This window comes from Brachybacterium rhamnosum, assembly GCF_039526185.1.
GTDB classification, from domain to species: domain Bacteria; phylum Actinomycetota; class Actinomycetes; order Actinomycetales; family Dermabacteraceae; genus Brachybacterium; species Brachybacterium rhamnosum.
Window position 1 is genome coordinate 870,041 of the sequence record NZ_BAAAIS010000002.1, and the last position, 17,943, is coordinate 887,983.

General features: G+C 73.4%; 13 protein-coding genes. 10 read left to right on the top strand and 3 right to left on the bottom strand.

Translation table 11 applies throughout. From position 1 onward, the window contains the following. The first annotated feature begins 10 nt into the window (after window positions 1–10). A complete protein-coding gene (gene manA, locus ABD080_RS05890) occupies window positions 11–1,219 on the top strand; it encodes a mannose-6-phosphate isomerase, class I (RefSeq protein WP_343903978.1) in 1,209 nt (402 codons plus the stop codon). A 9-nt stretch (window positions 1,220–1,228) separates the two neighbouring features. Here the strand turns inward: manA and ABD080_RS05895 are convergent, their stop codons facing one another. Next, window positions 1,229–2,275, bottom strand: coding sequence for a TlpA family protein disulfide reductase (locus ABD080_RS05895; RefSeq protein WP_137769577.1), 1,047 nt, complete (start codon window positions 2,273–2,275; stop codon window positions 1,229–1,231). Window positions 2,276–2,482: 207 nt separating this feature from the next. On the opposite strand from ABD080_RS05895, the gene ABD080_RS05900 reads away from it, so the two are divergent. Both ABD080_RS05900 and ABD080_RS05905 read left to right on the top strand, forming a co-directional pair. Then, window positions 2,483–4,153, top strand: coding sequence for a sensor histidine kinase (locus ABD080_RS05900; protein ID WP_343903979.1), 1,671 nt, complete (start codon window positions 2,483–2,485; stop codon window positions 4,151–4,153). Between the two features lie 109 nt (window positions 4,154–4,262). Beyond that, entirely contained in the window at window positions 4,263–5,651 is a 1,389-nt protein-coding gene (locus ABD080_RS05905) for an aldehyde dehydrogenase family protein (RefSeq protein ID WP_343903980.1), read from the top strand. Between the two features lie 93 nt (window positions 5,652–5,744). Here the strand turns inward: ABD080_RS05905 and ABD080_RS05910 are convergent, their stop codons facing one another. Further along, the gene (locus ABD080_RS05910; protein WP_240811224.1) at window positions 5,745–7,445 is read right to left on the bottom strand and encodes a M48 family metallopeptidase; all 1,701 of its coding nucleotides are present in this window, start codon (window positions 7,443–7,445) and stop codon (window positions 5,745–5,747) included. 182 nt (window positions 7,446–7,627) lie between these two features. On the opposite strand from ABD080_RS05910, the gene ABD080_RS05915 reads away from it, so the two are divergent. The 6 genes from ABD080_RS05915 to metE all read left to right on the top strand — a co-directional run bounded on the left by ABD080_RS05915 (window position 7,628) and on the right by metE (window position 14,905). Next, window positions 7,628–9,058, top strand: coding sequence for an MFS transporter (locus ABD080_RS05915; protein ID WP_137769580.1), 1,431 nt, complete (start codon window positions 7,628–7,630; stop codon window positions 9,056–9,058). Window positions 9,059–9,204: 146 nt separating this feature from the next. After that, window positions 9,205–9,981 (top strand): hypothetical protein, encoded by a 777-nt coding sequence (locus tag ABD080_RS05920; protein ID WP_343903981.1) that lies wholly within the window; start codon window positions 9,205–9,207, stop codon window positions 9,979–9,981. 177 nt (window positions 9,982–10,158) lie between these two features. After that, a complete protein-coding gene (locus tag ABD080_RS05925; protein WP_343903982.1) occupies window positions 10,159–10,398 on the top strand; it encodes a hypothetical protein in 240 nt (79 codons plus the stop codon). 268 nt (window positions 10,399–10,666) lie between these two features. After that, the gene (locus ABD080_RS05930) at window positions 10,667–11,440 is read left to right on the top strand and encodes a transglycosylase family protein (RefSeq protein WP_137769582.1); all 774 of its coding nucleotides are present in this window, start codon (window positions 10,667–10,669) and stop codon (window positions 11,438–11,440) included. 193 nt (window positions 11,441–11,633) lie between these two features. Then, complete coding sequence (locus ABD080_RS05935) at window positions 11,634–12,575, top strand: methylenetetrahydrofolate reductase (protein ID WP_137769583.1); 942 nt, start codon at window positions 11,634–11,636, stop codon at window positions 12,573–12,575. Continuing rightward, window positions 12,572–14,905, top strand: a complete 2,334-nt coding sequence (metE, locus tag ABD080_RS05940) for a 5-methyltetrahydropteroyltriglutamate--homocysteine S-methyltransferase (RefSeq protein ID WP_343903983.1) — start codon at window positions 12,572–12,574, stop codon at window positions 14,903–14,905. The genes ABD080_RS05935 and metE overlap by 4 nt, the downstream gene beginning before the upstream one ends. Before the next feature lie 85 nt (window positions 14,906–14,990). On the opposite strand, the gene ABD080_RS05945 is transcribed toward metE, so the two are convergent. Continuing rightward, complete coding sequence (locus ABD080_RS05945) at window positions 14,991–15,995, bottom strand: hypothetical protein (protein ID WP_343903984.1); 1,005 nt, start codon at window positions 15,993–15,995, stop codon at window positions 14,991–14,993. A 274-nt stretch (window positions 15,996–16,269) separates the two neighbouring features. Here ABD080_RS05945 and ABD080_RS05950 point away from each other — a divergent pair, with 274 nt between their 5' ends. Beyond that, window positions 16,270–17,859: a GTP pyrophosphokinase gene (locus ABD080_RS05950; RefSeq protein ID WP_343903985.1), complete on the top strand. Its 1,590-nt coding sequence runs from the start codon at window positions 16,270–16,272 to the stop codon at window positions 17,857–17,859. Window positions 17,860–17,943 lie beyond the last annotated feature (84 nt).

Below are 17,943 nucleotides of genomic sequence, written 5' to 3' on the forward strand. Positions count from 1 at the left end.
CGGAGCACCGATGAGGCCGCTGCATGCGCATCCGCAGCATTACGCGTGGGGGTCCGCCGAGGAGCTGCCGCGCTTCCTCGGGAGGGATCCTGACGGCAGAGCGTGGGCGGAGCTCTGGTACGGGGCCCATCCCAGCGCCCCGTCGATCCTCGATGCCGCGGGGCCGCTGGACGCCGCGGTGACGGGGGACCCCCGGGGCATGCTCGGGGACGACGTGGTGAACGCCTTCGGCAGCCGCCTCCCGTACCTGCTCAAGCTCATCACTCCCGAGCGCCCGCTCTCCCTGCAGGTCCACCCCTCACGCTCGCATGCGGCGGAGTCGTTCGCCGCCGAGAACGCCGCCGGGCTCCCGCTCGACTCACCCCATCGCAACTACCGGGACGACAACCACAAGCCAGAGATGGTCCTCGCGCTGACGAAGTTCGAGGCGGTCTGCGGCTTCCGTGCGCCGCGCCGTGCCGCCCAGATCCTCGCGGGCCTGGACACCGATCTCTCCGATCGTCTCCACACCCTGCTGGTGGAGAACCTCAGTGCTCACGGGATGCGTGCCGCCTTCCGCACCCTGGTCTCGCCGTCCCTCCGGCCGGATGCCGCGGCCGTCGCCGAGGTCGTCGCAGCCTGCGAAGCCCGGGTCGCCGCCGGGGCCTCGCCCTCACCGCGGATCGACCGGACGGTGGTGCGCCTCCACGAGCATTTCCCCGGAGACCCGGGTGTCGTGGCCAACCTGCTGCTGAATCCCGTGACCCTGCAGCCGGGGGAGGCGATGTACGTCCCCGAGGGCGCGATCCACGCCTACCTCTCGGGATTCGGCGTCGAGGTGATGGCGGCGAGCGACAACGTGCTCCGGGCAGGCCTGACGGCGAAGCGGGTGGACGTCGAGGAGATGCTGCAGTGCGTGAGCGTGCAGGCCGCGCCGCCGCAACGGGTCGCTCCGGAGCGTCTGACCCCGAGCACGGTCGCCTATTTCGCGCCGATCGATGATTTCCAGCTCTCGGTCACGACGCTCGACGGGGGAGGGGACGTCGCCGACCCGGTCGCCCGGTACCTCGTGCCCGGCTCAGGACCGAGGATCCTGCTCTGCCTCGACGGCGAGCTGACCGTGAGCGCGGGCGGGAGCACGCTGCGTCTGCCCGCCGGCCGGGCGGTGTTCGTCGCCGCCGAGGACGGGGACCTGCACGTGGCAGGGCAAGGGCGAGTGATCCAGGCGTCGGTCCCGTAGCCGGCCCGATCAGGCGGGGGTCGTGCTCTGCAGCTCCCCTGCCTCCTGAGCGGCGGTCACCTGGTCGAGGATCTCCTCGACGAGTTCGATGACCTGCTCACCCCCGGTCACGGGACCCCCGGCGAGCTGTCCATCCGCGCCCAAGAGCACTGCGGCGGGGGCGCCCCGGCTGCCGAGCTGCTCGCGGGCGGTGAACTGCGGGTCATACAGGGCGTGCTCCGCGACCCGGGCCTGCGTGCGCGGGGTGAGCCTGTCCTGAGGGGTGCGGAACACGGCGAGGACCTGCATGAACGGATCGAGCTTCTCGATCCAGGTCGGCATACGGTCCAGTACGCGCTCGCAGGGACCACAGCCCTCGGTCGCGAAGACGAGCAGTGCCGCTCGCTGGGAGGTGAGTTGGCGCAGGGTGACGAGGTCTCCGTCGGGACGCTGGAGCACCGCCGCCGGGATGGCGACACGCTCGTAATCGAGGAGATCGTCCTCCCCGTCCAGCTCGGCGTCGGCCGCCGTCGGCTCCGCTTCCGATCCGGGCTCCGCCGCACGCTCGACCCCGCCCAGCACGAGCACCACGAGCGCCATCGCCACCACGAGCACCACCACGAGCGTGAGCAGCGACAGCGGCGCGCGCACGAGCGCATCGGCGATCTGGCCGCGCGCGGCGGCGGAGATCGTCACGAGCGCGAGGAAGGTGAGCAGCATGTTCCGCGCGAGCGTCGCCTTCGAGACCGTGGGGGAGGCGAGCGAGCCGAAGCACGAGCACTCCACCTTCTCCTCGAAGGTCAGCGCCCGCGCGATGATCACGAGGTACGCCGCCATCAGCAGCGTCGCGAGCACGGCGAGCACCACCTGCAGCGGCACGAGCGGCACCCACAGCAGCAGCGCGAGCACGATCTCCGCGCCCGGCAGCACGGCCGCGACGAGGTGGTGCGCGCGGCGCGCGGGAAGGCGCAGCGAGGTCATGGCGTCCTGCGTGCCGCGGCGCTCGCCGAGCTTCGCGATGCCGGACACCAGCAGGATGATCGACAGCAGGATCGGCGCTGCCACCAGGATGCTCATCGGGTTCCCTTCGTCGGCGACCCCGCCCATTATCGTCGTCCCGATGAGCCCGGGACTCCCGGGCCGCTCGCGCACCTGACCTCCGTGTGAGGACGGGGAGCCGGGCCGCCCGGAGCGAGCATCCTGGTGACGGCGGCGAGGGCCGACTCGGCGGCGCCACGGGCGGGTTGCCCGCCGTGACGGGCGTGACCTGTCATATTCAGGCCCATGAGCGGCGAGAGAGACGATGCAGGGTGGCTGGGGCGGTTCGCCTCGGCGAGCGGAGGCGTCGCGGCGAAGCAGTGCTTCTTCACCGGGTTCGTCCTGGCGATGAGCCTGCTGCTCGCCGTGTCCGCATCCTCGTTGGTCTTCTCGGGGCCGTATCTCGCGGCTGCGGCGGCGCTCGTGCTGATGACCGTCCTCACGGGCGTCGTGCGCTGGGCGAGCATCCCGCACGGGTGGATCGCGGTCGTGCCCCTGTTCGACATCGCGGCGGCGGGCCTCATGCGCGATGTGTTCCGCGCCGATGCCGCTGCGGTGGCGCTGTTCGCGTTCCTGCCGGCGCTGTGGCTCGCCTACGCCTTCGGCCAGCGCGGGAACCTGATGGCCACTGCCGCGGTCACCCTCGCGATCTCCCTGCCGACGGTGGTGCGCGCCTTCCCGGACATCGACTCCGTGGTGATCACCCGATCCCTGCTGGTGCCCATGGTGGTGGCGCAGATGGGATTCATGGTGGCCCTGGCACGCTCGCGGACCCTCGCGGAGCGCGCGCGCACGCGAGCGCTGCTGGGTGAGAAGGAAGAGCTGCTCTCAGCGGCGGTGACGCAGGAGCGTCTGATGGAGAACATCATCGACACGATCGACATGGGCATTCTCGTGCTGGACCGGAACGGTCGGGTGGCGATGATCAACCGTGCTCACCAGGAGCTGTCACGCTACGCCTCGCCGCCCGGGCAGGAGACCCCCCGTGAAGCGGATTTGCTGATGCGGTTCCCGAACACGGCGATCCCGGTGCCCGAGGATCAGCGCCCCATCGCACGGGCAGCGGACTGCGAGACGTTCAGCAACTACGTCGTCGGATTCGGACCCACCCGGGGGCGGGGGCGCAAGGTGTCGACCTCAGCTCGGCAGATCATCGACGTCGACGGCCAGCGGGACGGCGCGGTCATCGTGTTCGCCGACGTGACCCCGTACTTCGATGCCGCGCGGCGACAGCAGCGATTCGTCGCGGCCGTCTCCCACGAGCTGCGGACGCCGCTCACGTCGATCCTCGGCTACCTCGACCTCGTCATGGACGGCGGCCGGGTGCCCGCGGAGGATCTCGCCCATCTGGAGGTGGTCTCCCGCAATGCGGAGCAGCTGCTGACCATCGTCGAGGACCTCCTGGCGACGCAGTCCGTCCAGGACAGCGGCATCGAGATCTCCCGGACGTCCGTCGACCTCTCCCAGCTGACGCGGCGGGCGGTGGAGTCGATGCGCCATGAGGCTCAGGCCAAGCAGCTGAACGTCGCCGAGTCCATCGACGACACACCGGAGGTCTCCGTCGACCCGTCACGGATGACCCAGGCGATCACCAATCTGCTCTCCAACGCGGTGAAGTACACCCCGGAGCGGGGAGGGATCACGGTCAGCGTCCGCGAGCACCACGGCGCGGTCGAGATCCGTGTGTCCGACACGGGCATCGGCATGAGCCCTGAGGAGCAGACGAACCTCTTCACGCAGTACTACCGCACGCCCACTGCCCGACAGCACCACATACCGGGTCACGGCCTCGGCCTGTCGATCACGAAGCTGATCGTCCTCGCCCACGAGGGGCAGATCAGCGTGCGATCCACGGAAGGCGCCGGCTCGACCTTCACCATCCGCATCCCGCAGCTCCGTCGCAGCTCAGTCTCCTGACGGACGGGGGACGAGCGTGGTGTCGCGTCGTCCTCCCGCCTCCGCCCGTGGCCCCGCGGAGTCGATCGGAGTCGGGGACGTCATGACCCGCACCACCTACGCTGGTGGCATGACGACCTCCCGCATCACGGCCGACGTCGCCGCCCTCCGCGCCTCCGCCGACCAGGGCCTCGCCCGTCCCGTCGCCGCTCGCGTCACCGAGCTCGAGGCGCTGCGCCGCGGCATCCGCACCCGCCGCCGCGACCTGCAGCGGGCCCTCGCTGCGGACCTCGGCAAGTCGGCGACGGAATCGTCGGTCACGGAGATCGGCCCCGTGCTCGCGGAGATCCAGACCGCCGTGAAGAACCTGCGCTCCTGGACCCGCCCCGAGCGCTTCTCCCCGGGGACCCTGCTCGCCCCCTCCCGCGGCAGCATCGTGCGCGAGCCGCTCGGGACGGCGCTGATCATCGCGCCCTGGAACTACCCCGTGAACCTCACCCTGTCCCCGCTGGTCGCGGCGATCGCGGGCGGCAACACGGTGCTGCTGAAGCCCTCCGAGCTGGCCCCCGCCACCTCCCGCGTCATCCGCAGCCTCATCGAGGAGCACCTCGACCCGGCGTGGGTGCGCGTGGTCGAGGGCGCGGTCGAGGAGACCACCCACCTGCTCGCCGAGCGCTTCGACATCATCTTCTACACGGGCAACGCGAGCGTGGGCCGGATCGTCGCGCGCGCCGCCGCCGAGCACCTCACCCCGACCGTGCTCGAGCTCGGCGGGAAGTCCCCGGTGTTCGTCGACGAGGGCACCGACCTCGCGATCGCGGCCCGCCGGATCGTGTGGGGCAAGTTCACCAACGCCGGCCAGACCTGCGTCGCCCCCGACTACCTCATGGCGACCCCCGCGACCCTCGAGGCGCTGGTCCCCGAGCTGCGGGAGGCGGTGCGGGAGATGTACGGCCGCAACCCCATGCGCAGCGCGGACTACGGACGCATCGTCTCCGAGCGGCACTTCGACCGCCTGCGCTCCCTCGTCGACGACGACCTCGCTGTCGTGGGCGGCACCGCCGGCGCGGACCGCCGCCAGCGCTACCTCGCCCCCACGATCCTCGCGGGTGCGAGCTGGGATCACCCGGTGATGGCGGAGGAGATCTTCGGCCCGATCCTGCCGCTGCTGCCCGTCGAGGGCCCCGCCGAGGCGATCGCCCGCATCAACGCCGGCGAGAAGCCGCTGACAGCGTACGTGTTCAGCCCCTCCCACGAGGTCGAGGAGCGCTTCGCCGAGCAGACCTCCTCCGGCTCCCTCGCCCTGGGCCTCACCCTCGCGCACCTCGGCACCACGGCGATGCCCTTCGGCGGGGTGGGGGAGTCCGGCCACGGCGCGTACCACGGGAAGGCCGGCTTCGAGGCGTTCACGCACGCCAAGCCGATCGTCCGCAAGCCGCTGCGCCCGGACACCCTGCGCACGATCTACCCGCCCTACCGGGCACCCCGCCGCCGGATCCTGGGTCGCCTCTTCCGCTGATGCCCCGCCCGGCACCGCTCCTCACACGGGCGGCCCCGCCCCTGCCGATGCAGGGACGGGGCCGTCGTGCCGGGCCCGTTCCGGGGCCGGTGCTCAGCCGCCGTAGGGCGCCGGGCCCGAGGGCGCCGACGAGCCGGGGCCCTGGCCGTACGGGTCCTCACCGTGCTGCGGGCCCTGGGCGTACGGGTCCGACGGGCGCGCCTGGCCGTAGGGGTCGCCGCCCTGGCCGTACGGGTCCGCGGTCTCGCCGGGACGGGAGATCCGGGTGGCGCCGTACATCGAGTCGTCCTCCGGGGCCGCCGGGGCCGACGACTGGCCGTACCCGCCGGCCGGGGCCGCACCGTAGCCGCCGGTGGGAGCCTGGCCGTTCGACGGGCCGCCGAAGGGACCGCCCGTCGGACCACCGGCAGGACCGCCCGTCGGACCACCCTGCCCGGTCGGGGGCGCCGTCGGCCCCGCAGGACCGGACGGGCCCTCCGGCGCGATCGAGCCTACCCGGCGGGCGAGCAGCGGCGCCGCCTGCTGCATCTGCCGCATCGAGGGACGCGCGGAGTAGTCGCCGCCCACGAAGCGGCCCCACTGGTCCCCGCTGCCCGCGGGACGGACGGCATCCGCCTGGGCCAGCATGCCGAGCGCCTCCGACGGCGTCGGGTAGGGACCGGAGAAGGTCGAGCCCGCGGGCAGCGGACCCTCGAACAGGCGCTTCCCGGGCCGGATGAACATGCGGCCGGGCGCGGAGCGGTCACGCAGGGCGTGCGCGCGCCAGGTGTTCACCGGGTGCGTGGACTGCCACTGGGTCAGGTGCACCCAGAAGCCCTTCTCGCTCGCGGCGCGATCCGCGAGCTCGTGCACGTTGACCTCGGCGTTGAGGTACTTGCCGCCGGCGAGCACGCCCATCACGCCCCACGAGCCCTCGGGCGTGTGGAGGTAGCCGTAGTTGTCCGCGGTGTACTCCTGCGAGCGGGACAGCGCCATGCCCACGAAGGGGATCTGGTAGGCGAGCTGCGTGAACAGCAGGCGGAAGTAGGAGACGTGGCCGGCGGCCAGGTGGCCCACCTCGTGGCCGATGATGAAGCGCAGCGCCTCCGGGTCGCGCACCGTGCCGCCCACCTCGAACAGGTCCGAGTAGACGACGACCGTGCGGCGGAACCCGTGGCCGGAGGCGAAGGCGTTGATCGTGCCGTTGCCGGCGAGCACGTACGCATCCGGCACGCGCCGCAGGCCGAACTCCTCCGCGGCCTGCGCGACCATCCGGTACCCCTCGGGGAACTGGGTGGGGGACATGCGCACGCCGAACACGCGCATCTGGGCGTAGATCAGGGCGCGCTGGATCCACAGCAGCAGCGGCAGCGACAGCACGATCGCGGCGATCTGGACCACGAGCGGGTTGAAGCCGAGGGACTCCCAGTCGTCACCGCGGGCGGCGAGCCAGATCGTGATGATGCCGATGGAGATCAGCGCGAGGACGGTGAGCACCGAGATCACGGCCGCGATGACCACCATCGGGATCTCCCACGGGTGGCGCATGCCGCGCCGGCCCATGACCCCATGGGTCGTCGCGCCGTTGACGAGGTTCGGTGCGTCGGTGCGACCGCCCTGCGGGCCCGTCGGACCGCCCGGACCGAGGGGACCGCCGGGGCCCGCGGGCCCACCGGGACCGGACGGGCTGCCGGGGCCGCCGGGACCGTAGGGGCCGGAGGGCGCACCGGGGGAGCCGGCGGCGGGACCCTGCCCGTAGGGCGTGGGGACGGCGGGCCGATCCCACTGGGGGCCGGAGGACGGCGGGACGCTCATGACTGCTCCTTCGAACGTGGACGGCTCGACGGTACCGCCGCGAGGTGCATGCTCACAGAGCGCTGTGGACGGTCCCGACCTGCGGACGGACCTCGTCGACCTTCGACGCGATCGGGTCCGACGCACGGGGGACCCGGCGAGGGGCCTGCCGCGACCGACGCCGCCCGGCCTATGCTTCTGTGGTGATACCCGATCCCAGCGCACCGACCCCTCCGGTGCGCCGCAAGGCCCTGCTCGCCGTCCTCATCGCCCCGCTGTTCATGGCCCTCGTGGCGATGAGCGTCATCAACGTCGCGCTCACCGCGATCGGGACGAGCTTCGAGGCGGACAGCGGCGCACTGCAGTGGGTCATCTCCGGCTACGCCCTCGCCTTCGCGGTGCTGCTCGTGCCCGCGGGCCGCCTCGGCGACGCGACCGGCCGCCGCCGGATCTTCATCGCGGGCGTCGCGATCTTCACCGTGGGCTCCCTGCTCAGCGGGCTCGCGCCGAGCATCGAGGTGCTCAACGTGTCCCGCATCCTGCAGGGCATCGGCTCGGGACTGCTGAACCCGCAGACGGTCGCGCTGATCCAGAAGCACTTCCGCGGCCACGACCGCGCCCGCGCCTTCGCGCTGCTGGGCACCGCCGTCGCCGTCGCCACCGCGTTCGGCCCCGTGCTGGGCGGCGCGCTCATCCAGCTGCTGGGGAACGACACCGGCTGGCGCTGGATGTTCTTCATCAACCTGCCGATCGGCGTCGCCGGGATCATCGGCGCATTCCTCATCATCCCGGGCGACTCGGTGCGCTCGAAGCGGCTGCCGGACCTCGACCCCGTGGGCACCGCGCTGCTGACCCTCGCGATCCTCGGCGTCATGTTCCCGTTCCTCGAGCGCGGCGCGAGCGCCCTCGTGTGGCTGACCTTCCCCGTCGGGCTCGTGGTGCTGGGCCTGTGGTGGGCGTGGGAGCACCGCTACCGCTCCCAGGGCCGGCCGCCGATGGTGGACCCGGCGATCTTCTCGAGCCGCCCGTTCCGCAACGGCATCCTCATCGTCTCCATCTACTTCCTGGGCGCCACGAGCGTGTGGATCATCGTGCCGCTCTACCTGCAGATGCACCTGCACCACACGGCCTTCGAAGCGTCGCTGCTGGGCCTGCCCTCGTCGATCGCCGCCGCGATCAGCTCTCAGGTCGCCGGCCGACGCGTGCTCGCCATGGGCCGGCGGCTCGTGATCATCGGCTTCGCCGTCGCCTTCTGCGGCCTGCTCGGCACCGCGCTCGCCGTGGGCCCCGTCGAATGGGGCTGGCTGCCGTTCTGGTTCCTCGCCGTGCCGCTCACCCTCATGGGCGTCAGCCAGGGCATGACGATCTCGCCGAACCAGACACTCACCCTCAACGCCGTGGACCCCCGCTACGGCGGCGTCGCCGGCGGCATCCTGCAGCTGGGCCAGCGCGTGGGCGCCGCGATCGGCACCGCGATGATCCCCGGCATCCTCTTCTCCCTCACCGAGTCCGGGACCTCGTGGCTCGAGGCGTTCATCATGGTCGCCGTGATCATCATGGTGCTCACGCTCGCCGCGATGGGGGTCAGCATCATCGACCGCAACCGCGAGAAGTCCGCCCCCGGAGCGCTGTGAGGGCGCGGCGGCGGCCGGGGACGCAGGGGCCGACGGGGACCGGGGGGCATCGCCGGGCCATCCCTCTGGGCTGGGCCGACGCCGACGGGGCTGATGGGGTCGACGCCGCTGGCGGAGCCGGCTGCGCCGATGCGTCCGACGGCCCCGTGGCGGGGCATGCGCGGAGCGGAGCCGCGGCCGACCGCGGGGACTCGGCTCCCACGCCCGCGCGCCGACGCCGCGCCGTGCGGGTCTGGGGCGGCGTCGCCCTGGTCCTCGCCCTGGTCATCGCGATCCCGCTCGTGCTGATGAACCCGCGCACCCCCGAGCGGGCCGCCCGCGAGTACCTCGACGCGCTCGTCGCCGGGGACGCCGGCGTGCTGAAGGAGCATCTCGCGGCGACGCCGGACGCGAGCCCCGTCGGCCTCGTCGACGCCGTGCTGCAGGGCGCGCAGCGTCGGGTGACCGGGTACGACCTCGAGGGCGTGAGCATCTCGGGGGACACCGCGACCGTCACCAGCACCGTGACCTGGTCCGACGGCGCGAAGCCGGGCACCCTCGCCCTCGCCGCGCATGCCGAGGGCGCCGGCCCGCTCCGGGCGCGGTCCTGGGTGCTGGACCCCGTCGCGCTGCAGTCCGTCTCCGTGGGCGTCCCGCTGGGTGCGGACCACCTGGAGATCAGCGGCGTGGAGGTGCCGCTGCCCGAGGACGCGGAGCAGGCGCGCTCGGACGCCGCCGCGGCGGTGCCCGACGGTGCCGCGCCGGAGGCGGTGGCGCTGCTGAGCGGCACCGGGGTCGTCGCCACGCTCCAGCTGCCGGCCGGCAGCTACGACCTCGCCGCCGCCAGCCGCAACGGCCTCGTCCGAGGAGTGCCGGAGATGCTCAGGGCGGACCTGCCCGGTGCGCGGACGCCGTCCCGCTCACCGGTGATGCTCACGATGTAGCTCACCGCGGACGGCGCGGCCACGCAGGAGGCGACCGACCTGATCGCCCAGTGCGCACGGAGCACCACCGCGGCGCCGGAGGGATGCCCCTTCGCCGCGACGGGCTCGGACGCCTCCGAGCCGGGCACCTGGGAGATCCTCACCGCGCCTCCGGGACTCCTGACCACGTTCGACGGCGTGGACAGCTGGCTCGTGGGGGCGACGGATGCGGGGGAGGCGCGCTTCACCCCGGACGCGACCGGCTCGCCCGCGCAGACTGTGCGCTTCCTCCCGAGCGTGCGGATGGTGCTCACGCCGGGCGGCGAGCTCACAGCGTCGGTCGACGCCGAGGCGGCGATCTGCGTCGATGCCGGAACCGGTGAGCTGACGGTATCCATGGAGGACGCCGAGGACCCGACGGTGCTCGTCTGCGGCTGAGCACCCGGCCGGGAGCCCGCGCGGGCGGGCGCGGAGAATGACACCGCTGTGATTCGCGGAAATGGTGCCGCGCCGCGCATTATCGGTAAAAGTTTGGCAAAGCGTGGATTCGGAATAGGTCACCAGGCCTGGCCCCCGGGGTGGGCGACCTGCACGCTTGACGGGAGCTCGCCGCAGGCGTGCAGGTCATGAGCCCGCGCACCTGATCCCCCGGCACTGCTCGACCTTTACCCCGCTTCCCCGAGCCGCTTCCCCCGAGGAGTCCTCCATGGCCACCACCAACACCCACCGCGCCGACGGCGGCGCCGTCTACTTCCGCGGTGCCCGCGTGGCGCCCAAGGTCGCTGCTGCCACCGGCGGTGCCGTGATCGCCGCCGGCCTCTCCGTGGGCGGCGCCGGCATCGCGAGCGCCGACGACTCCGTGTGGGACAAGGTCGCCCAGTGCGAGTCCGGCGGCAACTGGTCCATCAACACCGGCAACGGCTACTACGGCGGCGTGCAGTTCTCGAAGTCGACCTGGAAGGCCTTCGGCGGCACCGCCTACGCGTCCACCGCGGACAAGGCCACCAAGGCGGAGCAGATCGCCGTCGCCAAGCGCACCCTCAAGACCCAGGGCCCCGGCGCCTGGCCCGTGTGCGGTAAGAAGGCCGGCCTCACCCGCTCCAACGGCGGCGCCGACGCCAACGCGCAGCCCTCGGGGTCGAGCTCGTCGAGCTCCGGCTCCGCGAGCTCCGGCTCCGCGAGCCGTGACAGCGTGCGCGAGAGCGTCTCCTCCGGCACGCTCGTCGTCGACGGCAAGTTCGGCCCGAAGACCACCCGTGAGCTCCAGAAGTGGGTCGGCGTGACGGCGGACGGCTCGCTCTCGACCTCGGACATCAAGGCCCTCCAGAAGAAGGTCGGCGCGAAGGCGGACGGCAAGATCGGCTCCGAGACCACCGGCAAGCTGCGCCAGAAGATGGGCCTGAAGAAGAACGGCGTGTGGGACTTCCGCTCGTCCTACGCGACCACCAAGGCGCTGCAGACCTACCTCAACAACCGCTGACCCGGAGCGGCCCCGCGCCGCAGGCCAGGACGCGCCGGTCCCCCTCGGGGGCCGGCGCGTCGTGCTGTCCGGGCCCGTCACCAGCGGGTTCATGGAGGAGCTCGCACGTCACACGACGACGCACCGCGCCACCTTCGGCACAGGCCGTCACATTCCTTCCCCCGGGCCCCGCGCGCCTCGTAGGTTCGCCGCCATGTCCGCCACCTCGACGCTGCCCGACCGTGCCCCGGCCGCTCCCGCACGCCGCCGCCCCGCCCTCAGCTACGAGCTGTTCCCGGCGCGCAGCGACGTGTCCTTCGAGCGCCTGCGCACCACGATCGCGGCCCTCGAGCAGACCGCCCCCGACTACGTCTCCGTGACCTCGAAGACCGGTCAGGGCAACCTCGACCGCGTGCTCGAGGTGACCGAGCACCTCCTCGACGCGACCACCCTGCGCCCCCTCGTCCACCTCACCTCGATCGGCTCCACCCGCGCCGAGCTCGCCGCGATCGTCGGTGCGCTCCTGGACCGCGGCGTGCGCGGCGTGCTCGCCCTGCGCGGCGACCAGCCCGAGGGGCATCGGCTGGACGACGACGAGGTCCCCTTCGCCCGCCCCCTCGTCGAGCTGATCCGCGCCGTCGAGCGGGAGCGCACGGCCGCCCTCGCCGGCGGCCGCCTCAGCGTGGGCGTCGCCGCCTACCCGCACCGCCACCCCGAGTCGCCCACCGCCCAGCACGATCTCGAGGTGCTCATGGCGAAGGAGCGCGCCGGCGCGGACTTCGCGATCACGCAGGTCTTCTTCGACCCCAGTGCCTACGAGACCTTCGTCGAGCGCGCCCGCACCGCCGGCATCGGCCTGCCGATCGTCCCCGGCTTCGTGCCCGCCACGAACCCGCGCCGGCTCGCCCGGCTCGCCGAGCTCTCCGGGGTGCAGGCGCCCCGCGAGCTGCTCCACTCCCTCGAGAACGCCCGGGACGACGCCGAGCGCCACCGCATCGGCGTGGCGCACACGGCGGGTCTCGCGGCGCGCGTGCTCGACGCCGGCGCCCCCGGCCTCCACCTGTTCACCTTCAACCGGCATGTCGAGGCCCTCGACGTGCTCGACGCCCTCGACCTGGACCGCTGGTCCGCACCCACCGCAGGAGATCTCCGATGACCCCCACCGTCCCCGCCCTCCCCGCAGCCCTGCCGATCGGCTACCCGCGCATCGGCCCCGACCGCGAGCTGAAGAAGGCCGAGGAGGCCTACTGGGCCGGCCGGCTCGATGCGGACGGCTTCGCCGAGGCCACCCGCACCCTGCGTCGCGCGACCCGCGCCCGCCTCGCCGAGCTGGGCCTCGCCGGCGCCTCCGCCGCACCCGAGTCGTTCTCCCTCTACGACCAGGTCCTCGACGCCGCCGTCGCGACCGGCATCGTCCCCACCCGCCTCGCCGGCGTGCTCGGCGCGGACGGCACCGTCGGCACCGACGGCTACTTCGAGCTCGCCCGCGGCACCGCCGAGCAGGGCCCCCTCGAGATGACCAAGTGGTTCGACACGAACTACCACCACCTCGTTCCCGAGATCGGCCCGGACACCGACCTCCACGTCGCGTCCACGCAGGTCGTCGACCTGTTCCGCGAGAGCCTCGAGGACGGCGAGGGCACCCGTCCGGCGCTCGTGGGCCCGCTGACCCTCCTGCTCCTGTCCAAGCCGGCCGACGACGCCCCCGAGGGCTTCGACCCCCTGGACCGCCTCGACGAGCTCGTCGCCGTCTACGCCCAGCTGCTCTCCGCCCTCCGCGAGGCCGGCGCCCCCTGGGTCCAGATCGAGGAGCCGGTGCTCGCCGCTGACCAGCGCCTCGACGCCGCCCAGCTCGCCGAGGCCCTGCAGCGCTCCGTCGGCCGTCTCGCCGCCTCCGAGGACCGCCCCGCGATCCTCCTGGCCACCCCCTACGGCGGCATCGGCGACCTGCTCGCCGCCGCCCTCGCCACGGGCGTCGAGGCCGTGCACCTCGACCTCACCCGCGGTGACCTGCCGAGCGTCGCCCAGCTCACCGGCGTGGGCACCACCCGGATCGTCGCGGGCCTCGTCGAGGGCCGCACCGTGTGGCGCACCGAGCTGCCCACCGCCGCCGCGCGCCTCGCCGAGCTGCGCTCCCGCATCACCGAGGCCGGCGGCGACGGCGAGAACGTCTCCGTCTCCTCCTCCGTGTCCCTCCAGCACGTGCCGCACACCCTCGACCGGGAGACCTCCCTCCCCGCCGAGCTCGTCGCGACCCTCGCCTTCGCCGACGAGAAGATCGCCGAGATCGTCGAGCTCGCCGCCGGCCAGGTCGCCCCGGGCTCCGTGGACGGCCCCCGCTCCGTGCCGCGCACCTTCGCAGGCGTCCGCGACGAGGCCGTGCGCGAGCGCGCCGCCGCCGTGACCGACGCGGACTCCACCCGCACCGACCACGAGGTGCGCGAGGAGGCACAGCGCCAGGCCCTCGGCCTCCCGGACCTGCCCACCACCACCATCGGCTCCTTCCCGCAGGTCACGGAGGTGCGCCGCGCCCGCGCCGCCCACCGCCGCGGCACGCTCGACGCCGCCGGCTACGAGCAGGCGATGAAGGACGAGATCGCCCGCGTCATCACGCTGCAGGAGGAGCTCGGCCTGGACGTCCTCGTCCACGGCGAGCCCGAGCGCAACGACATGGTGCAGTACTTCGCCGAGAACCTCGACGGCTTCGCGGTCACCGAGCACGGCTGGGTGCAGTCCTACGGCTCCCGCTGCACGCGCCCGTCGATCCTCTTCGGCGACGTGTCCCGGCCCGCGCCGATCACCGTCCCCTGGGCCACCTACGCCCAGTCGCTCACCCCGCACCCCGTCAAGGGCATGCTCACCGGCCCGGTGACGATCCTCGCCTGGTCCTTCGTGCGCGACGACCAGCCGCTCGGCGAGACCGCCGACCAGGTGGGCCTCGCCCTGCGCGACGAGGTCGCCGACCTCGAGGCCGCCGGGATCCGCATCATCCAGGTCGACGAGCCGGCGCTGCGCGAGCTGCTCCCGCTGCGCCGCGCGGACCACGCCGCCTACCTCGACTGGTCGGTGCGCTCGTTCCGCCTCGCCACCTCCGGCGTCGAGGACACCACGCAGATCCACACGCACCTGTGCTACTCCGAGTTCAACGTGGTCGTCGACGCGATCAACGCCCTGGACGCGGACGTCACCTCCATCGAGTCCGCCCGCTCCCGCGGCGAGATCCTCGAGGCCGTGGACCCGGACGCCTTCCCCCGCGGCATCGGCCCGGGCGTGTGGGACATCCACTCCCCGCGCGTGCCCACCACCGAGGAGATCGTGGACCAGCTGCGCCGCGCCCGCGCCGTGGTCGGTGCCCGCCGGCTCTGGGTGAACCCCGACTGCGGCCTCAAGACCCGCGCCTACGCGGAGACCGAGGCCAGCCTGCGCAACCTCGTCGCCGCCGCCCGCGCGGCCCGCGAGGACGCGGAGGTCCCCGCCGCCGTCTGACCGCCCGGGCCGGGGCCCGGCTCCGGTCCGCCCCGGCCGCCGTCGGCCCGGCCCACGGCCCCGGCCCTCGTCGGCCTACGGGACGTCATCGCGCAGGTCCCGCCGTTTCGGGGCCGATCTGCGCGGTGACGTCCCGTCCTCCTGCGGCACCCCGGCCCGGGTGCCCGGCGCGCGGATCCGTCAGTCCGCCGGCGGGGCATCGCCGGTGGTCGCCGTGTCGGAGCACGGTGCGCAGCATGACCTCGGTCTCCGCCCACTCGAGGAACACCTGCTTCCACGTGAGCCGAGTGACCACGTAGCCGCGCGAGCGCAGCGCGAGGTCCCGGGCCCGGTCGCACTCGTAGGCGTCCTCGGAGTCGTGGAACTCGCGGCTGTCGCACTCGATGATCCAGGACTCTCCCACCAGCAGGTCCACCCGCGCCACGCCGGGCACCACAACCTGGCTCCGCACCGGGATCCGCTGCGCCTCGCACCACCAGCGCACCCGAGTCTCCGTGCCCGAGCCCGCGTCGTGACGGATCCGAGCCAGGGTGCGGCGCGGGGTGTGCGGGAGGCCGGCGACGATCCGGCGCGCGTCATGGAGGGTGAGGCGGCGTCGCTCGATCGCGGACTCGAACAGGATCGCCGCCTCCACCGAGGGCAGGCACCTCGCGGCGTGATCGAGGACCAGGGGCAGGCTCGGCACCGGATCGGTTCCCGGCCAGGCGCGGGCGGCGGGCCCGTGGAACAGCAGCGGCATCTGCTTCTCCTGGAGCTTCGGCACGGGCTGGCCCTGGCGCCGGCGAAGGGGTATCGCCGTCGCGGCCGGCGGCGCCGCGTCGGGCAGGCGGGTGCCCCGTCCCATCCGCGGGCGGAACACGTGCACCGACTCGAGCCGAGGGGGCACCCAGAGACCGTGCAGCGAGGCGGCGTCGAGACAGGTGGGGCGCACGCCCATTGTCAGCAGGGCGACGAGATCCGCCGGGGCGCCGTCCTCGATGACCCAGGGTCCGATCCTTTGCGCGGTGCCCCCGTCGAGGGCGGCGGCGAGGTGCTTCGCGTGGTCCCCCGGCTGGACGGCGCGGTGATGGGTGACGCCGGTGATCTGCATGGGGTGAGGGGATCACCGGGCGCCCTGGCGCGTCCGGGTGGGTGATGAAGATGTGGACGGCGACCGGCTGGGGAGGGACGACGCGTGGCCACCGGCGCCTCGGCATCTCGTGCCCCTCGGCTGACTCCGCCGCCATCAGTCACGAGCGCACGGGACGTCATCGCGCAGGTGCCCCCGATTCGGGCCACATCTGCGCGAAGACGTCCCGTGCCCGACCACGGCGACGTCGGGGTGGGGGCCTAGGGTGGGCGCTGACGCACAGGGGGAGGACCGCATGGCACGACGGACGAACGGCGGCTCGGCAGGCAACCGCGACACGGCCGGCAATGGCGGCGCGGCAGGCAACGGTGGCGCCACCGCCACCGCCACCGCCACCGCCACCGGCACCGGCAACCGCGAGGCGGCAGGCAACGGCGGCGCCACCGGCAACGGCGGCGCCGCCGCAGGCGACACGGCTGCCAAGGCCGTGGCGCCCGTCGACGCCTCGCTCTGGGAGTGGCTGCCGCAGGCGGCGCACGAGGTCGAGGAGGGGCTGCGGGGGCTGCTCTCCGAGGCGTCGATCAACGCCCATGACGTGACGGCGCGCGCCAAGCGCTACGAGTCCTTCGTCGAGAAGTGCCGCCAGAAGGGCTACACGGAGCCGCTGCGGCAGGTGACGGACACGGTCGCAGTGCGGCTGATCATGTACTCGGCGACGGATCGCGAGCGGGCGTCGGAGCTTGTCAGGGAGCAGTTCGAGCTCGCGGAGGATCTCGACACGAGCGAGCGTGACACGGCCTCGCCCGCGCGCCGCGGCTACGACTCGACGCACCTCGTGGCGGTCGCGGAGCGGGAGGACGCCGAGCATCCGGTCGCGCCGCGCGGGTCGAGCCTCGACCGCTACTTCCGCACCTTCGGCGGCCTCGAGATCCAGATCCGCACGGTCGCCGCGCACGCCTGGGCGGAGTTCGAGCACGCCCGCCGCTACAAGGGCGAGGGCTACAAGGCCGTCGGCGACCTGGACCGGCTCACGATCGACCAGCTCTTCGGGGCGGCGGCGGATGCCCGGCACGCGCTCGACGAGATCTTCGTGGCGATCGACCGGGTGCTCGCGAACCCCGCCGGCTCCGCCGCGGCCGATCATGCCGATGCCGCGGAGGACGGCGCGGAGGAGGAGACGACGGCGCCGGAGGTCGAGCTGCTCGACGTCGAGGCGCTCACCGCGTACCTCGCGCGCCGCTTCCCGGAGGACTCCGAGGGCTCGGAGCGGGGCGTCGCCTTCGCCCTCGAGCTCGTGCAGGCCTGCGGGCTGCGCACGGTGCGGGGCCTGGACGCGGAGCTCTCCGCGATCGACGGCGCGGAGGTGCGCCGGCTCATGGACACGTCGACGACGGTCACGCGCGTGCGCCGCCTGGACGACGAGCTGCTCGCGGTGCTCGGCGAGGAGTACATCGAGCGCACGGCGAGCATCGGCAACGGCTCACGGCGCGGTGACCAGCTGCGATGGCGGTACGACCGTCTGCGCGGCAAGGTCACGGTGCGCCGTCGGACGGTCACCTACCAGCTCTTCGGCACCGACGTCCCCGCCGATCTCACGGGCCACGCGATCCCCGCGGTGCGGGCGGTGCGGGAGGTCGCCCGGATCGTCGCGACGGTCGAGGGCTCCGCGCAGGTGGTGCGCGACGGGGCGATCAGCCGCCTCGAGGACCTCCCGCTCGAGGCCCGCGCGCGCCCCGTGCGCCTGGCGGACGGCACCACGCTCTGGGTCGCGACGGCGCTGGGCCGACGGGCCGCGGAGCGCCTGCTCGAGGACCTCCTCGACGGCGCCGAGCGCACGGACGTGCGGGTGCTGCGCAACGGCGAGCCGCTGGCCACGGGCGGCTGAGCGGCGGCGGGACGCCCGACGGCGACGGGTCTCGCCCGACGGCGGCCCGGATCGCCGTGAGGCCGACGTCGGACACGGCCGGTC

Excerpts from the sequence above, each read along its gene's own strand:
- manA (WP_343903978.1), top strand. The coding sequence starts at position 11 with ATGAGGCCGCTGCATGCGCATCCGCAGCATTACGCGTGGGGGTCCGCC.
- ABD080_RS05895 (WP_137769577.1), bottom strand. The coding sequence starts at position 2,275 with ATGAGCATCCTGGTGGCAGCGCCGATCCTGCTGTCGATCATCCTGCTG.
- ABD080_RS05900 (WP_343903979.1), top strand. The coding sequence starts at position 2,483 with ATGAGCGGCGAGAGAGACGATGCAGGGTGGCTGGGGCGGTTCGCCTCG.
- ABD080_RS05905 (WP_343903980.1), top strand. The coding sequence starts at position 4,263 with ATGACGACCTCCCGCATCACGGCCGACGTCGCCGCCCTCCGCGCCTCC.
- ABD080_RS05910 (WP_240811224.1), bottom strand. The coding sequence starts at position 7,445 with ATGAGCGTCCCGCCGTCCTCCGGCCCCCAGTGGGATCGGCCCGCCGTC.
- ABD080_RS05930 (WP_137769582.1), top strand. The coding sequence starts at position 10,667 with ATGGCCACCACCAACACCCACCGCGCCGACGGCGGCGCCGTCTACTTC.
- ABD080_RS05935 (WP_137769583.1), top strand. The coding sequence starts at position 11,634 with ATGTCCGCCACCTCGACGCTGCCCGACCGTGCCCCGGCCGCTCCCGCA.
- metE (WP_343903983.1), top strand. The coding sequence starts at position 12,572 with ATGACCCCCACCGTCCCCGCCCTCCCCGCAGCCCTGCCGATCGGCTAC.
- ABD080_RS05945 (WP_343903984.1), bottom strand. The coding sequence starts at position 15,995 with ATGCAGATCACCGGCGTCACCCATCACCGCGCCGTCCAGCCGGGGGAC.
- ABD080_RS05950 (WP_343903985.1), top strand. The coding sequence starts at position 16,270 with ATGGCACGACGGACGAACGGCGGCTCGGCAGGCAACCGCGACACGGCC.